A 14,959-nucleotide genomic window follows, 5' to 3' on the forward strand; every position below is an offset into this window, starting at 1 on the left:
CCTGGGAGAGGCGTGGAATGAGCATGGAATGGGAGAAGGCAGAATTGTTCCATGCCAGTCACCGCCGAGTCCGTTCCTTTGCCGCAACGCCCTGCGCCGTCTGGGCGTTCGGCCAGCCCGGCAGGCAAGGCCATGATCAAGCTGGGCCTGGTGCGCGACATCGACCTGGCGCTGCACCTGCCCCTGCGCTACGAGGACGAGACCAGCATCACCCCCATCGCCCGCGCCCGCGAGGGCGACAACGTGCAGGTCGAAGGCATCGTCCGCCACGCCCAAGTGGAGCTGCACCCGCGCCGCCAACTGGTGGTGCGCATGTCCGACGCCAGCGGCGAGCTCACGCTGCGCTTCATTCACTTCTACGCCACGCAGCAGAAGCTGCTCGCGCCCGGCGCACGCGTGCGCGTGCGCGGCGAGGTGCGCGGTGGCTTCTTCGGCCGCGAAATGGTGCACCCGGTGTTTCGCGCCGTGGAGGCCGACACGCCGCTGGCCACCTCGCTCACGCCCGTCTACCCGGCCAGCGCGCAACTGCCGCAGGCGTATTTGCGCAAGGCCGTGGTGTCGGGGCTGGCGCGCGCGCCGCTCAACGAGATCCTGCCGCCGCAGGTGCTGCCCGCGGGCCTGCCCACGCTGCGCCAGGCGCTGGACTTCCTGCACCACCCGCCGCCGGACGTGAGCATGGCCACGCTGGAGGACCACAGCCACCCGGCCTGGCAGCGGCTGAAATTCGAGGAGCTGCTGGCACAGCAGATCAGCCAACTGCAGGCGCAGCGCGAGCGCGCCAAGCTGCAGGCGCCCTCCCTCGTGGCGCGCGAGGACGGTTTACGCCAGCAACTGCTGGGGCAACTGCCCTTCGGCCTGACCGGCGCGCAGCAGCGCGTGGTCGACGAGATCGCCGCCGACTTGGCGCTGAGCCAGCCCATGCACCGCCTGCTGCAGGGCGATGTGGGCTCCGGCAAGACCGTGGTGGCCGCCCTGGCCGCGGCGGTGGCCATGGACGCCGGCTGGCAATGCGCGCTGATGGCGCCCACCGAAATCCTGGCCGAGCAGCATTTCCGCAAGCTCATCCAGTGGCTGGAGCCCTTGGGCGTGGGCATCGCCTGGCTCACCGGCAGCCGCAAGGGCAAACAGCGCCAGCAGATGCTGGAGCGCGTGGCCAGCGGCGAGGCGAAATTGGTGGTGGGCACGCACGCCGTCATCCAGCAGGACGTGCATTTCGCCCGGCTGGGCCTGGCCATCGTGGACGAGCAGCACCGCTTCGGCGTGGCGCAGCGGCTGGAGCTGCGCAAGAAGCTCGCGCTGGAGGCGCTGGAGCCGCACCTGCTGATGATGAGCGCCACGCCCATCCCGCGAACCCTCGCGATGACCTACTACGCCGACCTGGACGTGAGCACCATCGACGAGCTGCCGCCGGGCCGCTCGCCCATCGTCACCAAGGTGTTCGCCGACACGCGGCGCGAGGAGGTGATCGCCCGCATCGCCGACGAGGTGGCCAACGGCCGCCAGGCCTACTGGGTGCTGCCGCTCATCGAGGAAAGCGAGACGTTGGACCTGCGCAACGCCACCGAAACCCATGCCGAGCTGCAGGACGTCCTGCCCGGCGTGAAGGTGGGCCTGCTGCACGGGCGCATGCCCGCGGCGGACAAGGCGGCCGTGATGGCGGCGTTCTCGGCGGGCGCCATGGGGTTGCTGGTGGCCACCACGGTGATCGAAGTGGGCGTGGACGTGCCCAACGCCAGCCTGATGGTGATCGAGCACGCCGAGCGTTTTGGCCTGTCGCAACTGCACCAGTTGCGCGGCCGCGTGGGCCGCGGCGCGGTGGCCAGCGTGTGCGTGCTGGTCTACACCGGGCCGCTGTCGCAGACGGGCAAGTCGCGCCTGCGCGCCATGGCGGAAACGACGGACGGGTTCGAGATTGCCCGGCGCGACCTGGAAATCCGCGGCCCCGGTGAATTCATGGGCGCGCGCCAGAGCGGCGACGCCTTGTTGCGCTTCGCCGACCTGGTGCAGGACGCGGCGCTGCTGGAGCGGGCGCGGCGCGTGGCGCCCAAGCTGCTCGACCAGTTCCCCGACGCGGCCCAGGCCCACGTGGCGCGCTGGCTGGGCAGCAAGGCGGAGTTCCTGAAGGCGTGAGCCCCCGGCCCCGCCGGGCCGGCACCGTCGTTCAGGCCCCTGGCCGCCCCGGACAGCCGGGACCGCCCGCGATGGCGTGCGCCAGCTTGCCGTCGCCGTAGGCGTGCAGCACCTGCGCCACCACCACCTGGTAGCCCGCCAGCCAGCGGCCCTGCCGGGCCTTGGCCTCCAGGTGGCGGGGATGCTCCATCAGCGCGCGCAGCGCCTCCAGGGAGCTCCAGTAGTACACGTTGCAAAGCTGCCCCGTGGCCGCGTTCTCCCAGGACTCCTCGCCCAAGTAGCCGGGAATGGACTTCGCGGCCTGCGCGATGGCCGCGTCCAGGCGGTGGAACTCCTCGTCGTACTCGCCCTTGGCGAAGGTGAACGTCGAGGTGTAGAGGGCCGCAGCGGCCCCGGGCGAGCCGGGCGCCATGGCGTCAGATCTCCACGTTGTCGATCAGCCGCGTCTTGCCCAGCTTGGCCGCGGCCAGCACCACCATGGGCTCCTGCAGGCTTTGCGGCTCCAGCAGGTCGGCCTGGCGGCGCACGACCACGTAGTCGGGCTGCCAGCCGCGGCGCTGCAGCGCGGCCATGGCCTCGCGCTCCAGGGTGTGGGCGTCGCTGCCGCTGTCGCGCACGGCGCGCGCCATGGAGTCCAGCAGCCGGTGCAGCTCCACCGCCTCGGCGCGCTCGGCCGGGCTCAGGTAGCCGTTGCGCGAGGACAGCGCCAGGCCGTCGGCGGCGCGGCAGGTCTCGCCGGCGACGATCTCCACCGGCAGCGCCATCTGCCGCACCAGGGCCTTGATCACGAGCTGCTGCTGGTAGTCCTTCTTGCCGAAGTAGGCCGCCGCGGGCTGGACGATGTTGAACAGCTTCAACACCACCGTGCACACGCCGGTGAAGAAGCCGGGGCGGAAGTGCCCTTCCAGGATGTCGGCCAGCTCGGACGGCGGCTGCACCTTGAAGGCCTGCGGCTCGGGATACAGCTCGGCCTCGTCCGGCGCGAACACGACGTCGCAGCCCGCGGCCTCCAGCATCGCGCAGTCGGCCTGCAGGGTGCGGGGGTAGCGGTCGAAATCCTCGTGGGGGCCGAACTGCAGCCGGTTGACGAAGATGCTGGCCACCACCGGGCGCCCCGAGGCCTTGGCCTGCCGCACCAGCGCCAAGTGGCCCTCGTGCAGGTTGCCCATGGTCGGGACGAACGCCGGGCGCGGCCCCTGGGCCAGCGCGGCGCGCAGTTCGGCAATGCCGTGCAGCACTTGCATGTTCTCAGCCTCTCCTCGTTGTTTTGGTCAATAGCCGTGCAGGGCGTCGTCCGGGAAACGGCCCGCCTTCACCTCGCGCACGTAGTCGCGCACGGCAGCCTCGACGCTGGGCGCGCCTTCCATGAAATTGCGGACGAAGCGCGGCTTCTTGCCGCGCGTGATGTCCAGCATGTCGTGCAGCACCAGCACCTGGCCGCTGCAGCCCGGGCCCGCGCCAATGCCTATCGTCGGGATGGGCAGCGCCTGCGTGATCTCGCGCGCCAGCTCGGAAGGCATGAGCTCCAGCACCACCATGGCCGCACCCGCCTCGGCCAGCTCACGCGCGTGGCGCTTGAGCGTGGCGGCCGCCTCGCCGCTGCGGCCCTGCACGCGCCAGCCGCCCAGGGCGTGCACCGCTTGCGGCGTCAGGCCCAGGTGGGCGCACACCGGAATGCCGCGATCCACCAGCGCGCGCACCAGCGGCGCCGTCCAGCCGCCGCCTTCGAGCTTGACCATGTGGGCACCCGCCTGCATCAGCGCCACGGCGCTACGCACGGCCTGCGCCTCGCCCTCGTGGTAGCTGCCAAAGGGCAGGTCCGCGATGACCCACGCCGTGCGGTTGCCGCGCGCCACGCAGCGCGTGTGGTAGGCCATCTCCTCCAGCGTCGCCGGCAGCGTGCTGGGCTGGCCCTGCAGCACCATGCCCAGCGAATCCCCGATCAGCAGCATCTCCACGCCCGCGGCATCCAGCACCTGGGCAAAGGCGGCGTCGTAGCAGGTGAGCATCGTGAGCTTCTCGCCGGCGGCGTGCAGCTCGCGCAAACGGTGCAGGGTCAGGGGCTTGCGGTCCATGATGTTTCCACTCCATGCCGGCGCATGGCTCGCGCGGGCGGGCCGGGATTTGAGCACAATCCCGGGATGACCCTGACCGAACTGCGTTACATCGTGGCCGTGGCCCGGGAGAAACATTTCGGCCGCGCCGCCGAGGCCTGCTTCGTGTCACAGCCGACGCTGTCGGTGGCCATCAAGAAGCTGGAGGAAGAGCTCGACGTGAAGCTCTTCGAGCGCGGCAGCAACGAAGTGAGCGTCACCCCGTTGGGCGAGGACATCGTCCGCCAGGCCCAATCCGTGATCGAACAAGCCGCCGCCATCAAGGAAATCGCCCGCCGCGGCAAGGACCCGCTCAGCGGCCCGCTGCGCCTGGGCATCATCTACACCATAGGCCCCTACCTGCTGCCGGAGCTGGTGCGCAACGCCATCGCGCAAACGCCCCAGATGCCGCTGATCCTGCAGGAGAACTTCACGGCCAAGCTGCTGGAGATGCTGCGCACCGGCGAGCTGGACTGCGCCATCATGGCCGAGCCCTTCCCCGACACGGGCCTGGCCCTGGCGCCGCTGTACGACGAGCCCTTCGTCGTGGCCGTCCCGAAAAGCCACCCGCTGGCCGAGCGCCGGGCCATCAGCGCCGAGGAGCTCAAGCAGGAAACCATGCTGCTGCTGGGCACGGGCCACTGCTTCCGCGACCACGTGCTGGAGGTCTGCCCCGAGTTCGCCCGCTTCTCCAGCAACACCGAGGGCATCCGCAAGAGCTTCGAGGGCAGCTCGCTGGAGACCATCAAGCACATGGTGGCCTCGGGCATGGGCATCACCGTGGTGCCGTCGCTCTCGGTGCCGCGCGAGCCCAACAACCTGGTGAAGTACGTCCCCTTCCAGGCACCGGTGCCCTCGCGCCGCGTGGTCCTGGCCTGGCGCCGCACGTTCACGCGCTACGAAGCCATCGCCGCGCTGCGCAACGCGGTCTATGCCTGCGAGCTGGACGGCGTCACGCGGCTGAGCGCCTGAGCGCCGGCGGCGGCCCGGCGATGGCAGAGCTATCGCCGTTTTAGGCTATTTGAATGGCATTTATGATAGTTCAGCACTATCATTCTTCGCATGCCGTCGCGCTTGAAAGTCTGGCGCGACACCCAGGCCCAACGAGGAGAACCGCCATGCAACGAGCCGCCACCGCCCTGCAAGCCCAAGATGCACAGCGCCTGCGCCGCGCCATCGGCTGGACGGTCCTCGTGGCCGGCGCGCTGCACGGCTTGTCGCAGGCACTGCCTTTGCTCACGCGCGGCTTCTGAATTTTTCCGCCGCGGGTCTGCCACAAGGTCTGGCCGCTGCGGCATCCCTCGCCGTCTCGCACAACGCCACCAGGAGAAGCACATGCCCTCGCCCATCAATATCGGCATCAGTGAAGAGCACCGCGCCGCCATCGCCGGCGGCTTGAACAAGCTGCTGGCCGACACCTTCACGCTCTACCTGAAGACGCACAACTTCCACTGGAACGTCACAGGGCCGATGTTCAACACGCTGCACACCATGTTCATGACGCAGTACACGGAGCTGTGGAACGCGGTGGACCCGATTGCCGAGCGCATCCGCGCCCTGGGCCACACGGCCCAGGGCTCCTACGCGCAGTTCGGCCAGGCCGCCACGGTGGCCGACGCCCCGGCGCAGCCGCCCAAGGCGCTGGAGATGGTGCGGCAACTGGTGGAAGGCCACGAGACCGTGGCCCGCACCGCGCGCGAGCTCTTCCCCATCGCCGACGAGGCCGGCGACGAGCCCACGGCCGACCTGCTCACCCAGCGCCTGACCATCCACGAGCAGACCGCCTGGATGCTGCGCTCGCTGCTGGAAGAGTGATTCCGGGCTGAACGGCCCTGGGCCGCCCCGCCCGGGGCGGCAGCCCTGCACGGCGCGGCGGCGCCGGCAATGACCGCTTGCGGCCAAGACCCGGCGCCAACACCGATAATTGAGGGTTTTCCTTCACACGGGCGGTCGGGTTTGCGGCCGCGAGCCGCATGTCCGCCGATCTGCTTTCCCAGGTGCGCCGCCGCCGCACCTTCGCCATCATTTCCCACCCCGACGCGGGCAAGACCACGCTCACCGAGAAGCTGCTGCTGTTCTCGGGCGCCATCCAGATCGCCGGCTCGGTCAAGGCGCGCAAGGCCAGCCGCCACGCCACCTCGGACTGGATGGAGATCGAAAAGCAGCGCGGCATCTCGGTGGCCTCCTCGGTCATGCAGATGGAGTACCGCGACTGCGTGATCAACCTGCTCGACACCCCGGGCCACCAGGACTTCTCGGAAGACACCTACCGGGTGCTGACCGCCGTGGATGCGGCGCTGATGGTCATCGACGCCGCCAACGGCGTGGAACCGCAGACCCGGCGCCTGCTGCAGGTCTGCCGCGCGCGCAACACGCCCATCCTCACCTTCGTCAACAAGATGGACCGCGAGGTGCAGGAGCCGCTGGCGCTGCTGGACGAGATCGAGCGCGAGCTGGGCATGTCGGTGGTGCCCTTCACGTGGCCCGTGGGCATGGCCAAGCATTTCGGCGGCGTGCTGGACCTGCGCCGCGACCAGATGCGCGTGTTCTCCCCCGGCGAGGACCGCCACCACGACGACGACGAGATCATCGACGGCGTGCACAACCCGGCGCTGGCGCAGCGCTTCGGCATGTCCTACGAGCAGGCCGAGGGCGAGATCGAGCTGGTCCAGGAGGCCGCGCCGTCCTTCGACGAGGCCGAATTCCTCGCCGGCCGCCAGACGCCCATGTTCTTCGGCTCGGCCATCAACAACTTCGGCGTCAAGGAAGTGCTGGACGCCCTGGTGGAGCTGGCCCCCGCGCCGGGCTCGCGCATGGCCATACAGCGCGAGGTGCAGCCCGAGGAGCCCAAGTTCACGGGCGTGGTGTTCAAGATCCAGGCCAACATGGACCCGGCGCACCGCGACCGCATCGCCTTCCTGCGCGTGGCCAGCGGCCACTTCGAGCGCGGCATGCGTTTGAAAGTCGTGCGCTCCGGCAAGGAGCTGCGGCCCAACTCGGTGGTGAGTTTTCTTTCGCAGCGCCGCGAGCTGCTGGACGAGGCCTTCGCCGGCGACATCATCGGCATCCCCAACCACGGCGTGCTGCAGTTGGGCGACACCATCACCGAGGGCGAGGCGCTGCAGTACACGGGCCTGCCCTTCTTCGCGCCGGAAATGTTCCGCGCGGTGGAAGTGGCCGACCCGCTCAAGACCAAGCAGTTGCGCGCGGGCCTGACGCAGTTGGGCGAGGAAGGCGCGATCCAGGTCTTCCGCCCCGCGGCCGGCTCCGTGCTGCTGCTGGGCGCCGTGGGCCAGCTTCAGTTTGAAGTGGTGGCGCACCGCCTGGAGCACGAATACGGCGTGCGCGCCCGCATACAGCCCGTGCGCTACAACGTGGCGCGCTGGGTGACCTGCCCGGATGAGAACGGCGGCGCCAAGGAACTGCAGCGCTTCATAGACCACAACGCCCACCGCGTGGCGTTCGATGCCGTGGACGCGCCCTGCGTGCTGTTGGAATACGCCGGCGAGCTGCGCGCCATGCAGGACAACTGGCCCAAGATCAGGTTCCACGCGCTGCGCGAGCACGCGGGCCTGATGTTCCAGCAGCGGCTGGATGCGTGAGGCGCTTGGGCGGACTCAGCGCTCCGCCTGGGGCCTGTCCTCCCGGATCGCCTGGCTCACGTCCGCGCGCGTCAGGCCCCAGCGCAGCAGCAGGTAGTCGAACAGCACGCGCTCGCTCTCCTGCACGCGGCCGTCGGCGGTGATGGCAGCCGCCCCGAGCCGCGCCACCAGCAGCCGCTTGGCCGGGTCGCGCACGGCCTGCAGCTCGGCTTCTATGAGCGCCTGCTCCGACAGCGACAGCCACGGCCGCGCCTGCAGCCGCTCGCCCAACTCTTCGCACAAGTCGCTGGCCACGCGCATGAACTCGGCGCGCTCCAGGCCCAGCCGGCCAAAGGCGTCCAGCTCATCCAGCATGGCCAGCTCGCGCGGGTCCAGCTTGGTGTCGGCCACGATCAGCAGGGCGATCAGCCGGGCCATGGCCTGGGGGCTGTCGATGTCGCGGGCATTGAGGGACATGGCGGCTCTCCTTGAGGTGTGAGGGATAAAAGGCCCCCGTGCGCGGCCTGGGCTCACCGGGGCACACCCGCCGTGGAGCAAGCCCCGTGCGCCGGAGTTCCCTGCGGCGGCCGCGCGAAAATCCGCCGCCATGAGCACGCATGCCGTTCCCACCCCTTCCCGCCTCACGCTGTACCTGGACCTGATTCGCTGGAACCGCCCGGCCGGCTGGCTGCTGCTGCTGTGGCCCACGCTCTCGGCGCTGTGGATGGCGGCCGACGGCTTTCCCGGCTGGCACCTGCTGGCGGTGTTCGTCCTGGGCACCATCCTCATGCGCAGCGCCGGCTGCTGCGTCAACGACGTGGCCGACCAGGAATTCGACCGCCATGTGAAACGCACGGCGCAGCGACCCATCACCCGCGGCGCCATGGGCACGCGCGAGGCGCTGCTGGTGGGCGCGGCGCTGGCCCTGCTGGCGTTCTTCCTGGTGCTCACCACCAACGCGCCCACCATCGCGCTGTCCTTCCCGGCCCTGGCCATCGCCATTGCCTACCCGTGGGCCAAGCGGCTGGTGTCCATGCCGCAGGCGGTGCTGGGCGTGGCATTCAGCTTCGGCATTCCCATGGCCTTCTCGGCAGTGCTGGGCGGCAGCGACTGGCACTTGGCCGCCATCGCCGACGCCGTGCCCTGGCACGCTTGGGCGCTGCTGATCTCGAACCTGTTCTGGGTGCTGGCCTACGACACCGAGTACGCCATGGTGGACCGCGACGACGACATCCGCATCGGCATCAAGACCTCGGCGCTGACGCTGGGCCGTTTCGACGTGATCGGCGTGACGGCCTTTTACCTGCTGCACCTGGCGAGCTGGGCCGCCATCGGCCTGTATCTCGGCCTGGGGGCCTGGTTCCTGGCCGGTATCGCCGCCGCGCTGGCGCAGGTGGCCTGGCACTGGGGCCTGATCCGCCACCGCACGCGTGAAGGCTGCTTCAAAGCCTTCCGGATCAACCACTGGCTGGGGTTCGCAGTGTTTGCCGGGACGGTGGTGGATTTGGCGCTGCGCTGAAAAGCCGCGCCCACGCGTCCCGGTTGGAGCGAGGCGTAAGGGGCGTTACCGGCCGCGACGGCAGGCCGGCAGCGATGGCGCAAACGCCTCGTAGACCCGCAATTTCACCCCGTGCCGGACGAACACCGAGCTGCGCCCGGCCACTACCGCGCCGCCCCAGTGGCCGCCGGTGAAGGCCTGCCAATCGCGCCGGACCCGCCCGTGCCCTTCGCCGCCGCGGCACCAGCGGTGCGGTTTCAAGGGCGAGCGCGCCACGCGCGCGTCATCGAACAGCAACTGACCGAGCGGCCGCGTGCCCAAACCACCCAGCGCCCGCCAGGGGCCCGCAAGAGAGCGTGCCGGCGCCACGCTGCGCGCCCACACCAGCGGCTGCCCATCCACGAGCAGGATGACTTCACGCACCAGGAAGCGCCCAACGCCCAGCTCGCGCCGCTCTTCGCGCAGCAGCGGCGCCACGCGCTGGCGCAGCGTCTGCACCTCGAAGTGCTTACCCAGTTGCTTGAGCCGGGCCGTCAGCGAGCCCGGCGCGCGCTGCCAGCGCCCAAGCGCCAGGCTCACGCCCGGCCGAACTCGTCGCCCAGCTCGCGGGCGCGGGTCTGTGCGGCCTGCAGCGCACGGACGAAGGCGTCGCGAACGCCGTCCTTTTCCAGCGAGGTCAGCGCCGCGTAGGTGGTGCCGCCCTTGGACGTGACGCGCTCGCGCAGCACCGCGGGGCTCTCGTCGGACTGCTGCGCCAGCGCCGCCGCGCCAGCCACGGTGGCCAGCGCCAGTTCGCGGCCCTGCGCGGCGGTGAGGCCCATCTGCTCGGCCGCGGCCATCATGGCCTCCACCACGTAGAAGACGTAGGCGGGGCCGGAGCCGGAGAGCGCCGTCACGGCGTCCAGGTCGGATTCCTGATCCACCCACACCGTGCGGCCCGTGGGCGCCAGCAGCGCGTCAACTTCCGCCTTTTGCGCATCGCTCACGCCGGGACGGGCGTAGAGGCCGGCGATGCCCTGGCCGATCAGCGCCGGCGTGTTGGGCATGGCGCGCACCACGGCCTGGCTGCCCGTGGCCTGGACGATGGCGTCGCTGCGTATGCCCGCCATCACGCTGAGCTGCAGCGCGCCGTTGATGCGCCCGGCGCAGGGCGCGGCGGCTTCCTTGAACAGCTGGGGTTTCACCGCCCACACCACGATTTGCGCCTGCGACAGCGCCGGCGCCGCCGCGGGCAGCGCCACCACGCCGAAGGTCTGCAGCAGCTTCACGCGCTGCGCCTCGAAGGGCTCCACGACCAGGATGGACGAGGCCGGACGGCCGGACTGCAGCAGCCCGCCGATGAGGGCGCCGGCCATGTTGCCGCCGCCGATGAATGCAACTGTGCTCATCCGGAAAGTGTAGGCGGGCCGCGCAGCCCGCCGGCCCGGGCACGGCGGCTGCCCGCGGGGCGCGCGAGCCTGGCACGTCTTGCCAAGCTTTTCGCTCCTGGGAGGCCTACAGTGCCCTTGACGGCCCAAGAGAAAGCGCCGCCGGGCACAACGTCCAACATGAGAGGAGAGCACTCGCCATGTCCATGAACCTGTCCTACGTGAATCCCACGGCCGACAGCCCCTGGGGCACCTACCTGTCGCAGGTCGAGCGCGTCACGCCCTACCTGGGGCACCTGGCACGCTGGGTGGAAACGCTCAAGCGGCCCAAGCGCGCCCTCATCGTGGACGTGCCCATAGAGCTGGACGACGGCACCGTCGCGCACTACGAGGGCTACCGCGTGCAGCACAACTTGAGCCGCGGCCCCGGCAAGGGCGGCGTGCGCTACCACCCCAGCGTCACGCTGGAGGAGGTCATGGCGCTGGCGGCATGGATGTCCATCAAGAACGCCGCCGTCAACCTGCCCTACGGCGGCGCCAAGGGCGGCATTCGCGTGGAGCCCAAGCAGCTCTCGCGCAAGGAGCTGGAGCGCCTCACGCGCCGCTACACCAGCGAGATCGGCCTGATCATCGGCCCGCAGCAGGACATCCCGGCCCCGGACGTCAACACCAACGCCCAAGTCATGGCCTGGATGATGGACACCTACTCCATGAACACCGGCGCCACCGCCACCGGCGTGGTCACGGGCAAGCCCATCCACTTGGGCGGCTCATTGGGCCGGGTGAAAGCCACCGGCCGAGGCGTGTTCGTCACCGGGCGCGAGGCGGCACGGCGCATCAACCTGCCGCTGGACGGCGCGCGCGTGGCCGTGCAGGGCTTCGGCAACGTGGGCTCGTCGGCGGCGGAGCTGTTCGTCCAGGCCGGCGCCAAGGTCGTCGCCATCCAGGACCACACGGGCACCCTCTACAACGGCGGCGGCATCGAGTTCGCCGATCTCATGCCGCTGGTGCAGCGCCAGGGCTCCATCGCCGGCTTCACCGGCGCGGAGGCGATGGCCGACGAGGACTTCTGGGACGTGGACTGCGAGATCCTCGTCCCCGCCGCGCTGGAGGGCCAGATCACCCCAGCACGCGCCCAGCGCCTGAAGGCGAAGCTGGTGCTGGAAGGCGCCAACGGGCCGACGCTGCCCTCGGCCGACGACGTGCTGGCCGACCGCGGCGTGCTGGTGGTGCCGGACGTGATCTGCAACGCCGGCGGCGTGACGGTCTCCTACTTCGAGTGGGTGCAGGACTTCTCCAGCTTCTTCTGGACCGAGGACGAGATCAACGTGCGGCTGGAAAAGATCATGATCGGCGCGCTGCGCCGCATCTGGGACACGGCCGACCAGCACCGCATCTCGCTGCGCACCGCCACTTTCGCCGTGGCCTGCGAGCGCATCCTCACGGCGCGCGAGGAGCGCGGGCTCTATCCCTGACCGGCGCCCTGCGCGCGGCGCGCGGCGCGCGGCGCGCTTAGCATGCGCGGTTTCGTCCGATTCCCTTGCCCGCCATGCACCGCCGATCCCTGCTGGCCGCCGCCGCGGCCCTCGCGCTTCCCACCGCAGCCGCCCTCGCCCAGGGCGGCTGGCCCAACCGGCCGGTACGGCTGATCGTCCCGGCCCCGGCGGGCAGCTCGCTGGACATCATTGCCCGCCTCCTGGGCGACAAGTTGAAAGACCGCTGGGGCCAGAGCGTGGTGGTGGAGAACAAGCCCGGCGCCGGCGGGCTGCTGGGCATGGACGCGGCGGCCAAGGCGCCGCCTGACGGCCACGTGCTGGCACTGGGCTTCAACGGCCCCATCGCCTTCGCGCCCTTCATGTATTCCAAGCTGCCGTTCGACCCGGCGCACGACCTGGCACCCGTGGCCATGACCACCTCGCAGCCCAACGTGCTGGCCGTGCACGCCGCGCTGCCGGTGAGGACCGTGCGCGAGTTCGTCGGCTGGGCCCGCGAGCGCGGCGGGCGCATGAGCTACGCCTCGCTGGGCAAGGGCAGCAGCTCGCACCTGACCATGGAGCTGTTCATGGCCGAGGCCGGCATCCAGGGCACGCACATTCCCTTCAACGGCTCGCCGCCCAGCGCCATGTCGGTGGCCCAGGGCGAGACGGACGCCACCATGATGGTCGCCCCCGCGCTGCTGCCCCATGTGCGCTCAGGCCGCGTGCGGCTGCTGGCCGTCACCAGCCGCCAGCGGCTGGACTCCCTGCGCGACGTGCCCACGCTGGCCGAGTCCGGCTACCCGGACATCGAGGCGCTGGCCTGGAACGGTTTTTTCACCGCCGCGGCCACACCGCAGGCGCTGGTGGAGCGCATCAACGCCGACGTCAACGCCGTGCTGCAGGACGCCGGCGTACGCGCCGCGCTGGAGCAGCAGGGGCTCACGCCCGTGGGTGGCAGCGCGGCGGCCTTCCGCGAGCTCGTGGCCAACGACACCCGGCGCTGGGGCGCCATCATCCGCAAGATCGGCCTGAAGCTGGAGTCCTGAGCGGCGGCGGTGCTCAGCGCGCCGCGAACAGGCCGGCGTGCAGCGCGTCGGCCATGGCGTCCAGCATGGCCCAGCGGCGGCGGTACATGGCGCGCTTGCGCGAGGGCACGTCCGAGAGGTCGCGCGGCAGTGGCTTGAGGGTGGTTTCCCAGTAGCCGTCCTCGCGTTGCCCGGCGCCCACCTCGCTCCAGAAGCGGCGGTAGTCGAAGCGCAGGCGGCGCCCGCGCAGGTTCCAGCGGCCCTTGATGTGGTCGAGCGGGTCTATGCCCACCAGGGCCGTGACGCCCCAGGTGGCGGCCGCGGCGCGCAGCGCCTCGAACAGCAGCCAGGCCGGACGCATGCCCTCGGCCGTCTTGGTGATGTCGCGCACCACCTCCTCCATGCCCGGCGCGCCCTGCACCGAGCCCACCAACAGCGCACCACAGGGCAGGAAGCCGAAGCTGACGTAGTACAGCCGCTGCCCGCTCGTGCTGCGCAGGCTCAGCGTCCAGCGGCCCTCGTGCCAGCTCACGTCGTTGATGCTGAGCACCAGGTGGCAGTCCTCGCTGAGCGACCACAGCTTCACCTGCTCGCCGCGCGCCAGGCGCAGCGCCAGGCGCCGGCCAAAGCGCGACTCGGCTTGCTCCAGGTCGGCCCGTGCCACGGTGAAGCGCTCGCGCAGGCTGAACCGCCGGTCCAGGAAGTAGGTGAGCGTGGGGTAGTAGCAGTCAGGGAAGCGCTGGTGCAGCTCGCGCCACACCGGCGCGCCCTGGACGAAATCCATGAAGCCCCGGCGCTGCGGCTGCGACAGCAGCAGCCGCAGGCGGTACTTGAAGCGCTTCATCACGCCCGGCCAGCCCGGGCGCGTGGGCAACTCGTCCGGGCGCGGCCAGCGGCCCTCCACGCAACCCAAGTCCCCTGCGCCCGCAAACTTCAGCGCCAGCCCGCCGCTTGACTCCATGCCCACCTCTCGAAAAAAAGCGTAGGCAAATTTAGCGTTCAGTTATGTACGACAGCTTTCAGCAATCTTGCAGCAACATGGCATACGTCACGCCGTGGCGCGGCGCGTGCGGCCGCCGAAGATGGCCGTTCCGATGCGCACGATGGTGGCGCCCTCGGCCACGGCCGCTTCCAGGTCCGCGCTCATGCCCATGGACAGCGTGTCCAGCGGCAGGCCCTGCCGTCGCAGCGCCTGCAGCAGCGCGAACAGCTCGCGGTGGGGCTCGCGCTGAGCGTCGAACGTGCCGGCAGGCTCGGGGATGGACATGAGCCCGCGCAGCCGCAACCTGGGCAGCGCCGCGACCTGTGCCGCCAGGGCGGGGAGCGCCTGCGGCGCCACGCCGCTCTTGCTGGCCTCGCCGCTGACGTTGACCTGCAGGCACACCTGCAGCGGCGGCAGGTGCGGCGGGCGCTGGGCCGACAGCCGTTCGGCCACCTTGAGCCGGTCCACGGAATGGACCCAGTCGAAGCTCTCGGCGACCACGCGCGTCTTGTTGCTCTGCAGCGGGCCGATGAGGTGCCATTGCAGCCCGGCGCGCAGATCGGCCAAGGCGGCGATCTTGTCCAGAGCCTCCTGCACGTAGTTCTCGCCGAAGGCGCGCTGGCCGGCGGCATGGGCCTCGCGCACGGCGGCGGGGCCAAAGGTCTTGCTCACCGCCAGCAGCGTCACGTCCTGCTCGGCCCGGCCGGCGGCGGCGCAGGCGGCGGTGATGCGCGCGTGCGTGTCTTGAAGGGTGTCAGCTATGCCAGTCATGGGCGGCGAGCCTAGCCCATGCCACGCCCTGGGC

The 14,959-nt window shown here is 70.5% G+C and carries 16 protein-coding genes; 8 read left to right on the plus strand and 8 right to left on the minus strand.

Features of this window, described 5'->3' with window-relative positions:
- Nucleotides 1–51 precede the first annotated feature (51 nt).
- Entirely contained in the window at nt 52–2,130 is a 2,079-nt protein-coding gene (gene recG, locus SM757_RS16245) for an ATP-dependent DNA helicase RecG (RefSeq protein WP_322466291.1), read from the plus strand.
- A 31-nt stretch (nt 2,131–2,161) separates the two neighbouring features.
- Here recG and SM757_RS16250 read toward each other — a convergent pair whose 3' ends face one another.
- Genes SM757_RS16250 through panB form a run of 3 tightly spaced genes read right to left on the minus strand, consistent with a single transcriptional unit; the run spans nt 2,162 to nt 4,205 of the window.
- Nucleotides 2,162–2,542, minus strand: coding sequence for an antibiotic biosynthesis monooxygenase family protein (locus tag SM757_RS16250; RefSeq protein WP_066337889.1), 381 nt, complete (start codon nt 2,540–2,542; stop codon nt 2,162–2,164).
- A gap of 4 nt (nt 2,543–2,546) precedes the next feature.
- Nucleotides 2,547–3,374 (minus strand): pantoate--beta-alanine ligase, encoded by an 828-nt coding sequence (gene panC, locus SM757_RS16255; protein ID WP_066337890.1) that lies wholly within the window; start codon nt 3,372–3,374, stop codon nt 2,547–2,549.
- A gap of 27 nt (nt 3,375–3,401) precedes the next feature.
- The gene (panB, locus tag SM757_RS16260) at nt 3,402–4,205 is read right to left on the minus strand and encodes a 3-methyl-2-oxobutanoate hydroxymethyltransferase (RefSeq protein ID WP_066337892.1); all 804 of its coding nucleotides are present in this window, start codon (nt 4,203–4,205) and stop codon (nt 3,402–3,404) included.
- Between the two features lie 66 nt (nt 4,206–4,271).
- Between panB and SM757_RS16265 the strand changes: the two genes are divergently transcribed.
- From SM757_RS16265 to SM757_RS16280, 4 genes are all read left to right on the plus strand, one after another.
- Nucleotides 4,272–5,195: a LysR substrate-binding domain-containing protein gene (locus SM757_RS16265; protein ID WP_066337893.1), complete on the plus strand. Its 924-nt coding sequence runs from the start codon at nt 4,272–4,274 to the stop codon at nt 5,193–5,195.
- A gap of 146 nt (nt 5,196–5,341) precedes the next feature.
- Nucleotides 5,342–5,476: a hypothetical protein gene (locus tag SM757_RS16270; RefSeq protein ID WP_322466292.1), complete on the plus strand. Its 135-nt coding sequence runs from the start codon at nt 5,342–5,344 to the stop codon at nt 5,474–5,476.
- A gap of 82 nt (nt 5,477–5,558) precedes the next feature.
- Nucleotides 5,559–6,038 carry a Dps family protein gene (locus SM757_RS16275; RefSeq protein WP_066337895.1) on the plus strand — a complete coding sequence of 160 codons (480 nt, stop codon included), beginning with the start codon at nt 5,559–5,561 and terminating at the stop codon, nt 6,036–6,038.
- Between the two features lie 158 nt (nt 6,039–6,196).
- Nucleotides 6,197–7,825, plus strand: a complete 1,629-nt coding sequence (locus SM757_RS16280; RefSeq protein ID WP_322466293.1) for a peptide chain release factor 3 — start codon at nt 6,197–6,199, stop codon at nt 7,823–7,825.
- Between the two features lie 15 nt (nt 7,826–7,840).
- Here the strand turns inward: SM757_RS16280 and SM757_RS16285 are convergent, their stop codons facing one another.
- Complete coding sequence (locus SM757_RS16285) at nt 7,841–8,281, minus strand: hypothetical protein (RefSeq protein WP_322466294.1); 441 nt, start codon at nt 8,279–8,281, stop codon at nt 7,841–7,843.
- A 130-nt stretch (nt 8,282–8,411) separates the two neighbouring features.
- Between SM757_RS16285 and ubiA the strand changes: the two genes are divergently transcribed.
- Nucleotides 8,412–9,323: a 4-hydroxybenzoate octaprenyltransferase gene (ubiA, locus tag SM757_RS16290; RefSeq protein ID WP_322466295.1), complete on the plus strand. Its 912-nt coding sequence runs from the start codon at nt 8,412–8,414 to the stop codon at nt 9,321–9,323.
- Nucleotides 9,324–9,368: 45 nt separating this feature from the next.
- Here the strand turns inward: ubiA and SM757_RS16295 are convergent, their stop codons facing one another.
- Both SM757_RS16295 and proC read right to left on the minus strand, forming a co-directional pair.
- A complete protein-coding gene (locus SM757_RS16295; RefSeq protein WP_322466296.1) occupies nt 9,369–9,881 on the minus strand; it encodes a chorismate--pyruvate lyase family protein in 513 nt (170 codons plus the stop codon).
- Nucleotides 9,878–10,690, minus strand: coding sequence for a pyrroline-5-carboxylate reductase (proC, locus tag SM757_RS16300; protein ID WP_066337901.1), 813 nt, complete (start codon nt 10,688–10,690; stop codon nt 9,878–9,880). The genes SM757_RS16295 and proC overlap by 4 nt, the downstream gene beginning before the upstream one ends.
- A 179-nt stretch (nt 10,691–10,869) precedes the next feature.
- On the opposite strand from proC, the gene SM757_RS16305 reads away from it, so the two are divergent.
- Together SM757_RS16305 and SM757_RS16310 are read left to right on the plus strand one after the other, a co-directional pair.
- Nucleotides 10,870–12,144 carry a Glu/Leu/Phe/Val family dehydrogenase gene (locus tag SM757_RS16305; RefSeq protein ID WP_322466297.1) on the plus strand — a complete coding sequence of 425 codons (1,275 nt, stop codon included), beginning with the start codon at nt 10,870–10,872 and terminating at the stop codon, nt 12,142–12,144.
- A gap of 74 nt (nt 12,145–12,218) precedes the next feature.
- A complete protein-coding gene (locus SM757_RS16310) occupies nt 12,219–13,193 on the plus strand; it encodes a Bug family tripartite tricarboxylate transporter substrate binding protein (protein ID WP_322466298.1) in 975 nt (324 codons plus the stop codon).
- Between the two features lie 13 nt (nt 13,194–13,206).
- Here the strand turns inward: SM757_RS16310 and SM757_RS16315 are convergent, their stop codons facing one another.
- Complete coding sequence (locus SM757_RS16315; protein WP_322466299.1) at nt 13,207–14,133, minus strand: DUF535 family protein; 927 nt, start codon at nt 14,131–14,133, stop codon at nt 13,207–13,209.
- 87 nt (nt 14,134–14,220) lie between these two features.
- On the minus strand, nt 14,221–14,925 hold the full coding sequence (locus tag SM757_RS16320; RefSeq protein ID WP_322466300.1) for a YggS family pyridoxal phosphate-dependent enzyme: 705 nt from the start codon (nt 14,923–14,925) through the stop codon (nt 14,221–14,223).
- Nucleotides 14,926–14,959 lie beyond the last annotated feature (34 nt).

The sequence above is a fragment of the Azohydromonas lata genome (assembly GCF_034427735.1).
Lineage (GTDB): Bacteria > Pseudomonadota > Gammaproteobacteria > Burkholderiales > Burkholderiaceae_C > Azohydromonas > Azohydromonas lata.

What these genes read in the sequence shown, in the direction of transcription:
- recG (WP_322466291.1), top strand. Translation starts at nt 52, where the DNA reads ATGCCAGTCACCGCCGAGTCCGTTCCTTTGCCGCAACGCCCTGCGCCG.
- SM757_RS16250 (WP_066337889.1), bottom strand. Translation starts at nt 2,542, where the DNA reads ATGGCGCCCGGCTCGCCCGGGGCCGCTGCGGCCCTCTACACCTCGACG.
- panC (WP_066337890.1), bottom strand. Translation starts at nt 3,374, where the DNA reads ATGCAAGTGCTGCACGGCATTGCCGAACTGCGCGCCGCGCTGGCCCAG.
- panB (WP_066337892.1), bottom strand. Translation starts at nt 4,205, where the DNA reads ATGGACCGCAAGCCCCTGACCCTGCACCGTTTGCGCGAGCTGCACGCC.
- SM757_RS16265 (WP_066337893.1), top strand. Translation starts at nt 4,272, where the DNA reads ATGACCCTGACCGAACTGCGTTACATCGTGGCCGTGGCCCGGGAGAAA.
- SM757_RS16270 (WP_322466292.1), top strand. Translation starts at nt 5,342, where the DNA reads ATGCAACGAGCCGCCACCGCCCTGCAAGCCCAAGATGCACAGCGCCTG.
- SM757_RS16275 (WP_066337895.1), top strand. Translation starts at nt 5,559, where the DNA reads ATGCCCTCGCCCATCAATATCGGCATCAGTGAAGAGCACCGCGCCGCC.
- SM757_RS16280 (WP_322466293.1), top strand. Translation starts at nt 6,197, where the DNA reads ATGTCCGCCGATCTGCTTTCCCAGGTGCGCCGCCGCCGCACCTTCGCC.
- SM757_RS16285 (WP_322466294.1), bottom strand. Translation starts at nt 8,281, where the DNA reads ATGTCCCTCAATGCCCGCGACATCGACAGCCCCCAGGCCATGGCCCGG.
- ubiA (WP_322466295.1), top strand. Translation starts at nt 8,412, where the DNA reads ATGAGCACGCATGCCGTTCCCACCCCTTCCCGCCTCACGCTGTACCTG.
- proC (WP_066337901.1), bottom strand. Translation starts at nt 10,690, where the DNA reads ATGAGCACAGTTGCATTCATCGGCGGCGGCAACATGGCCGGCGCCCTC.
- SM757_RS16305 (WP_322466297.1), top strand. Translation starts at nt 10,870, where the DNA reads ATGTCCATGAACCTGTCCTACGTGAATCCCACGGCCGACAGCCCCTGG.
- SM757_RS16310 (WP_322466298.1), top strand. Translation starts at nt 12,219, where the DNA reads ATGCACCGCCGATCCCTGCTGGCCGCCGCCGCGGCCCTCGCGCTTCCC.
- SM757_RS16315 (WP_322466299.1), bottom strand. Translation starts at nt 14,133, where the DNA reads ATGGAGTCAAGCGGCGGGCTGGCGCTGAAGTTTGCGGGCGCAGGGGAC.
- SM757_RS16320 (WP_322466300.1), bottom strand. Translation starts at nt 14,925, where the DNA reads ATGACTGGCATAGCTGACACCCTTCAAGACACGCACGCGCGCATCACC.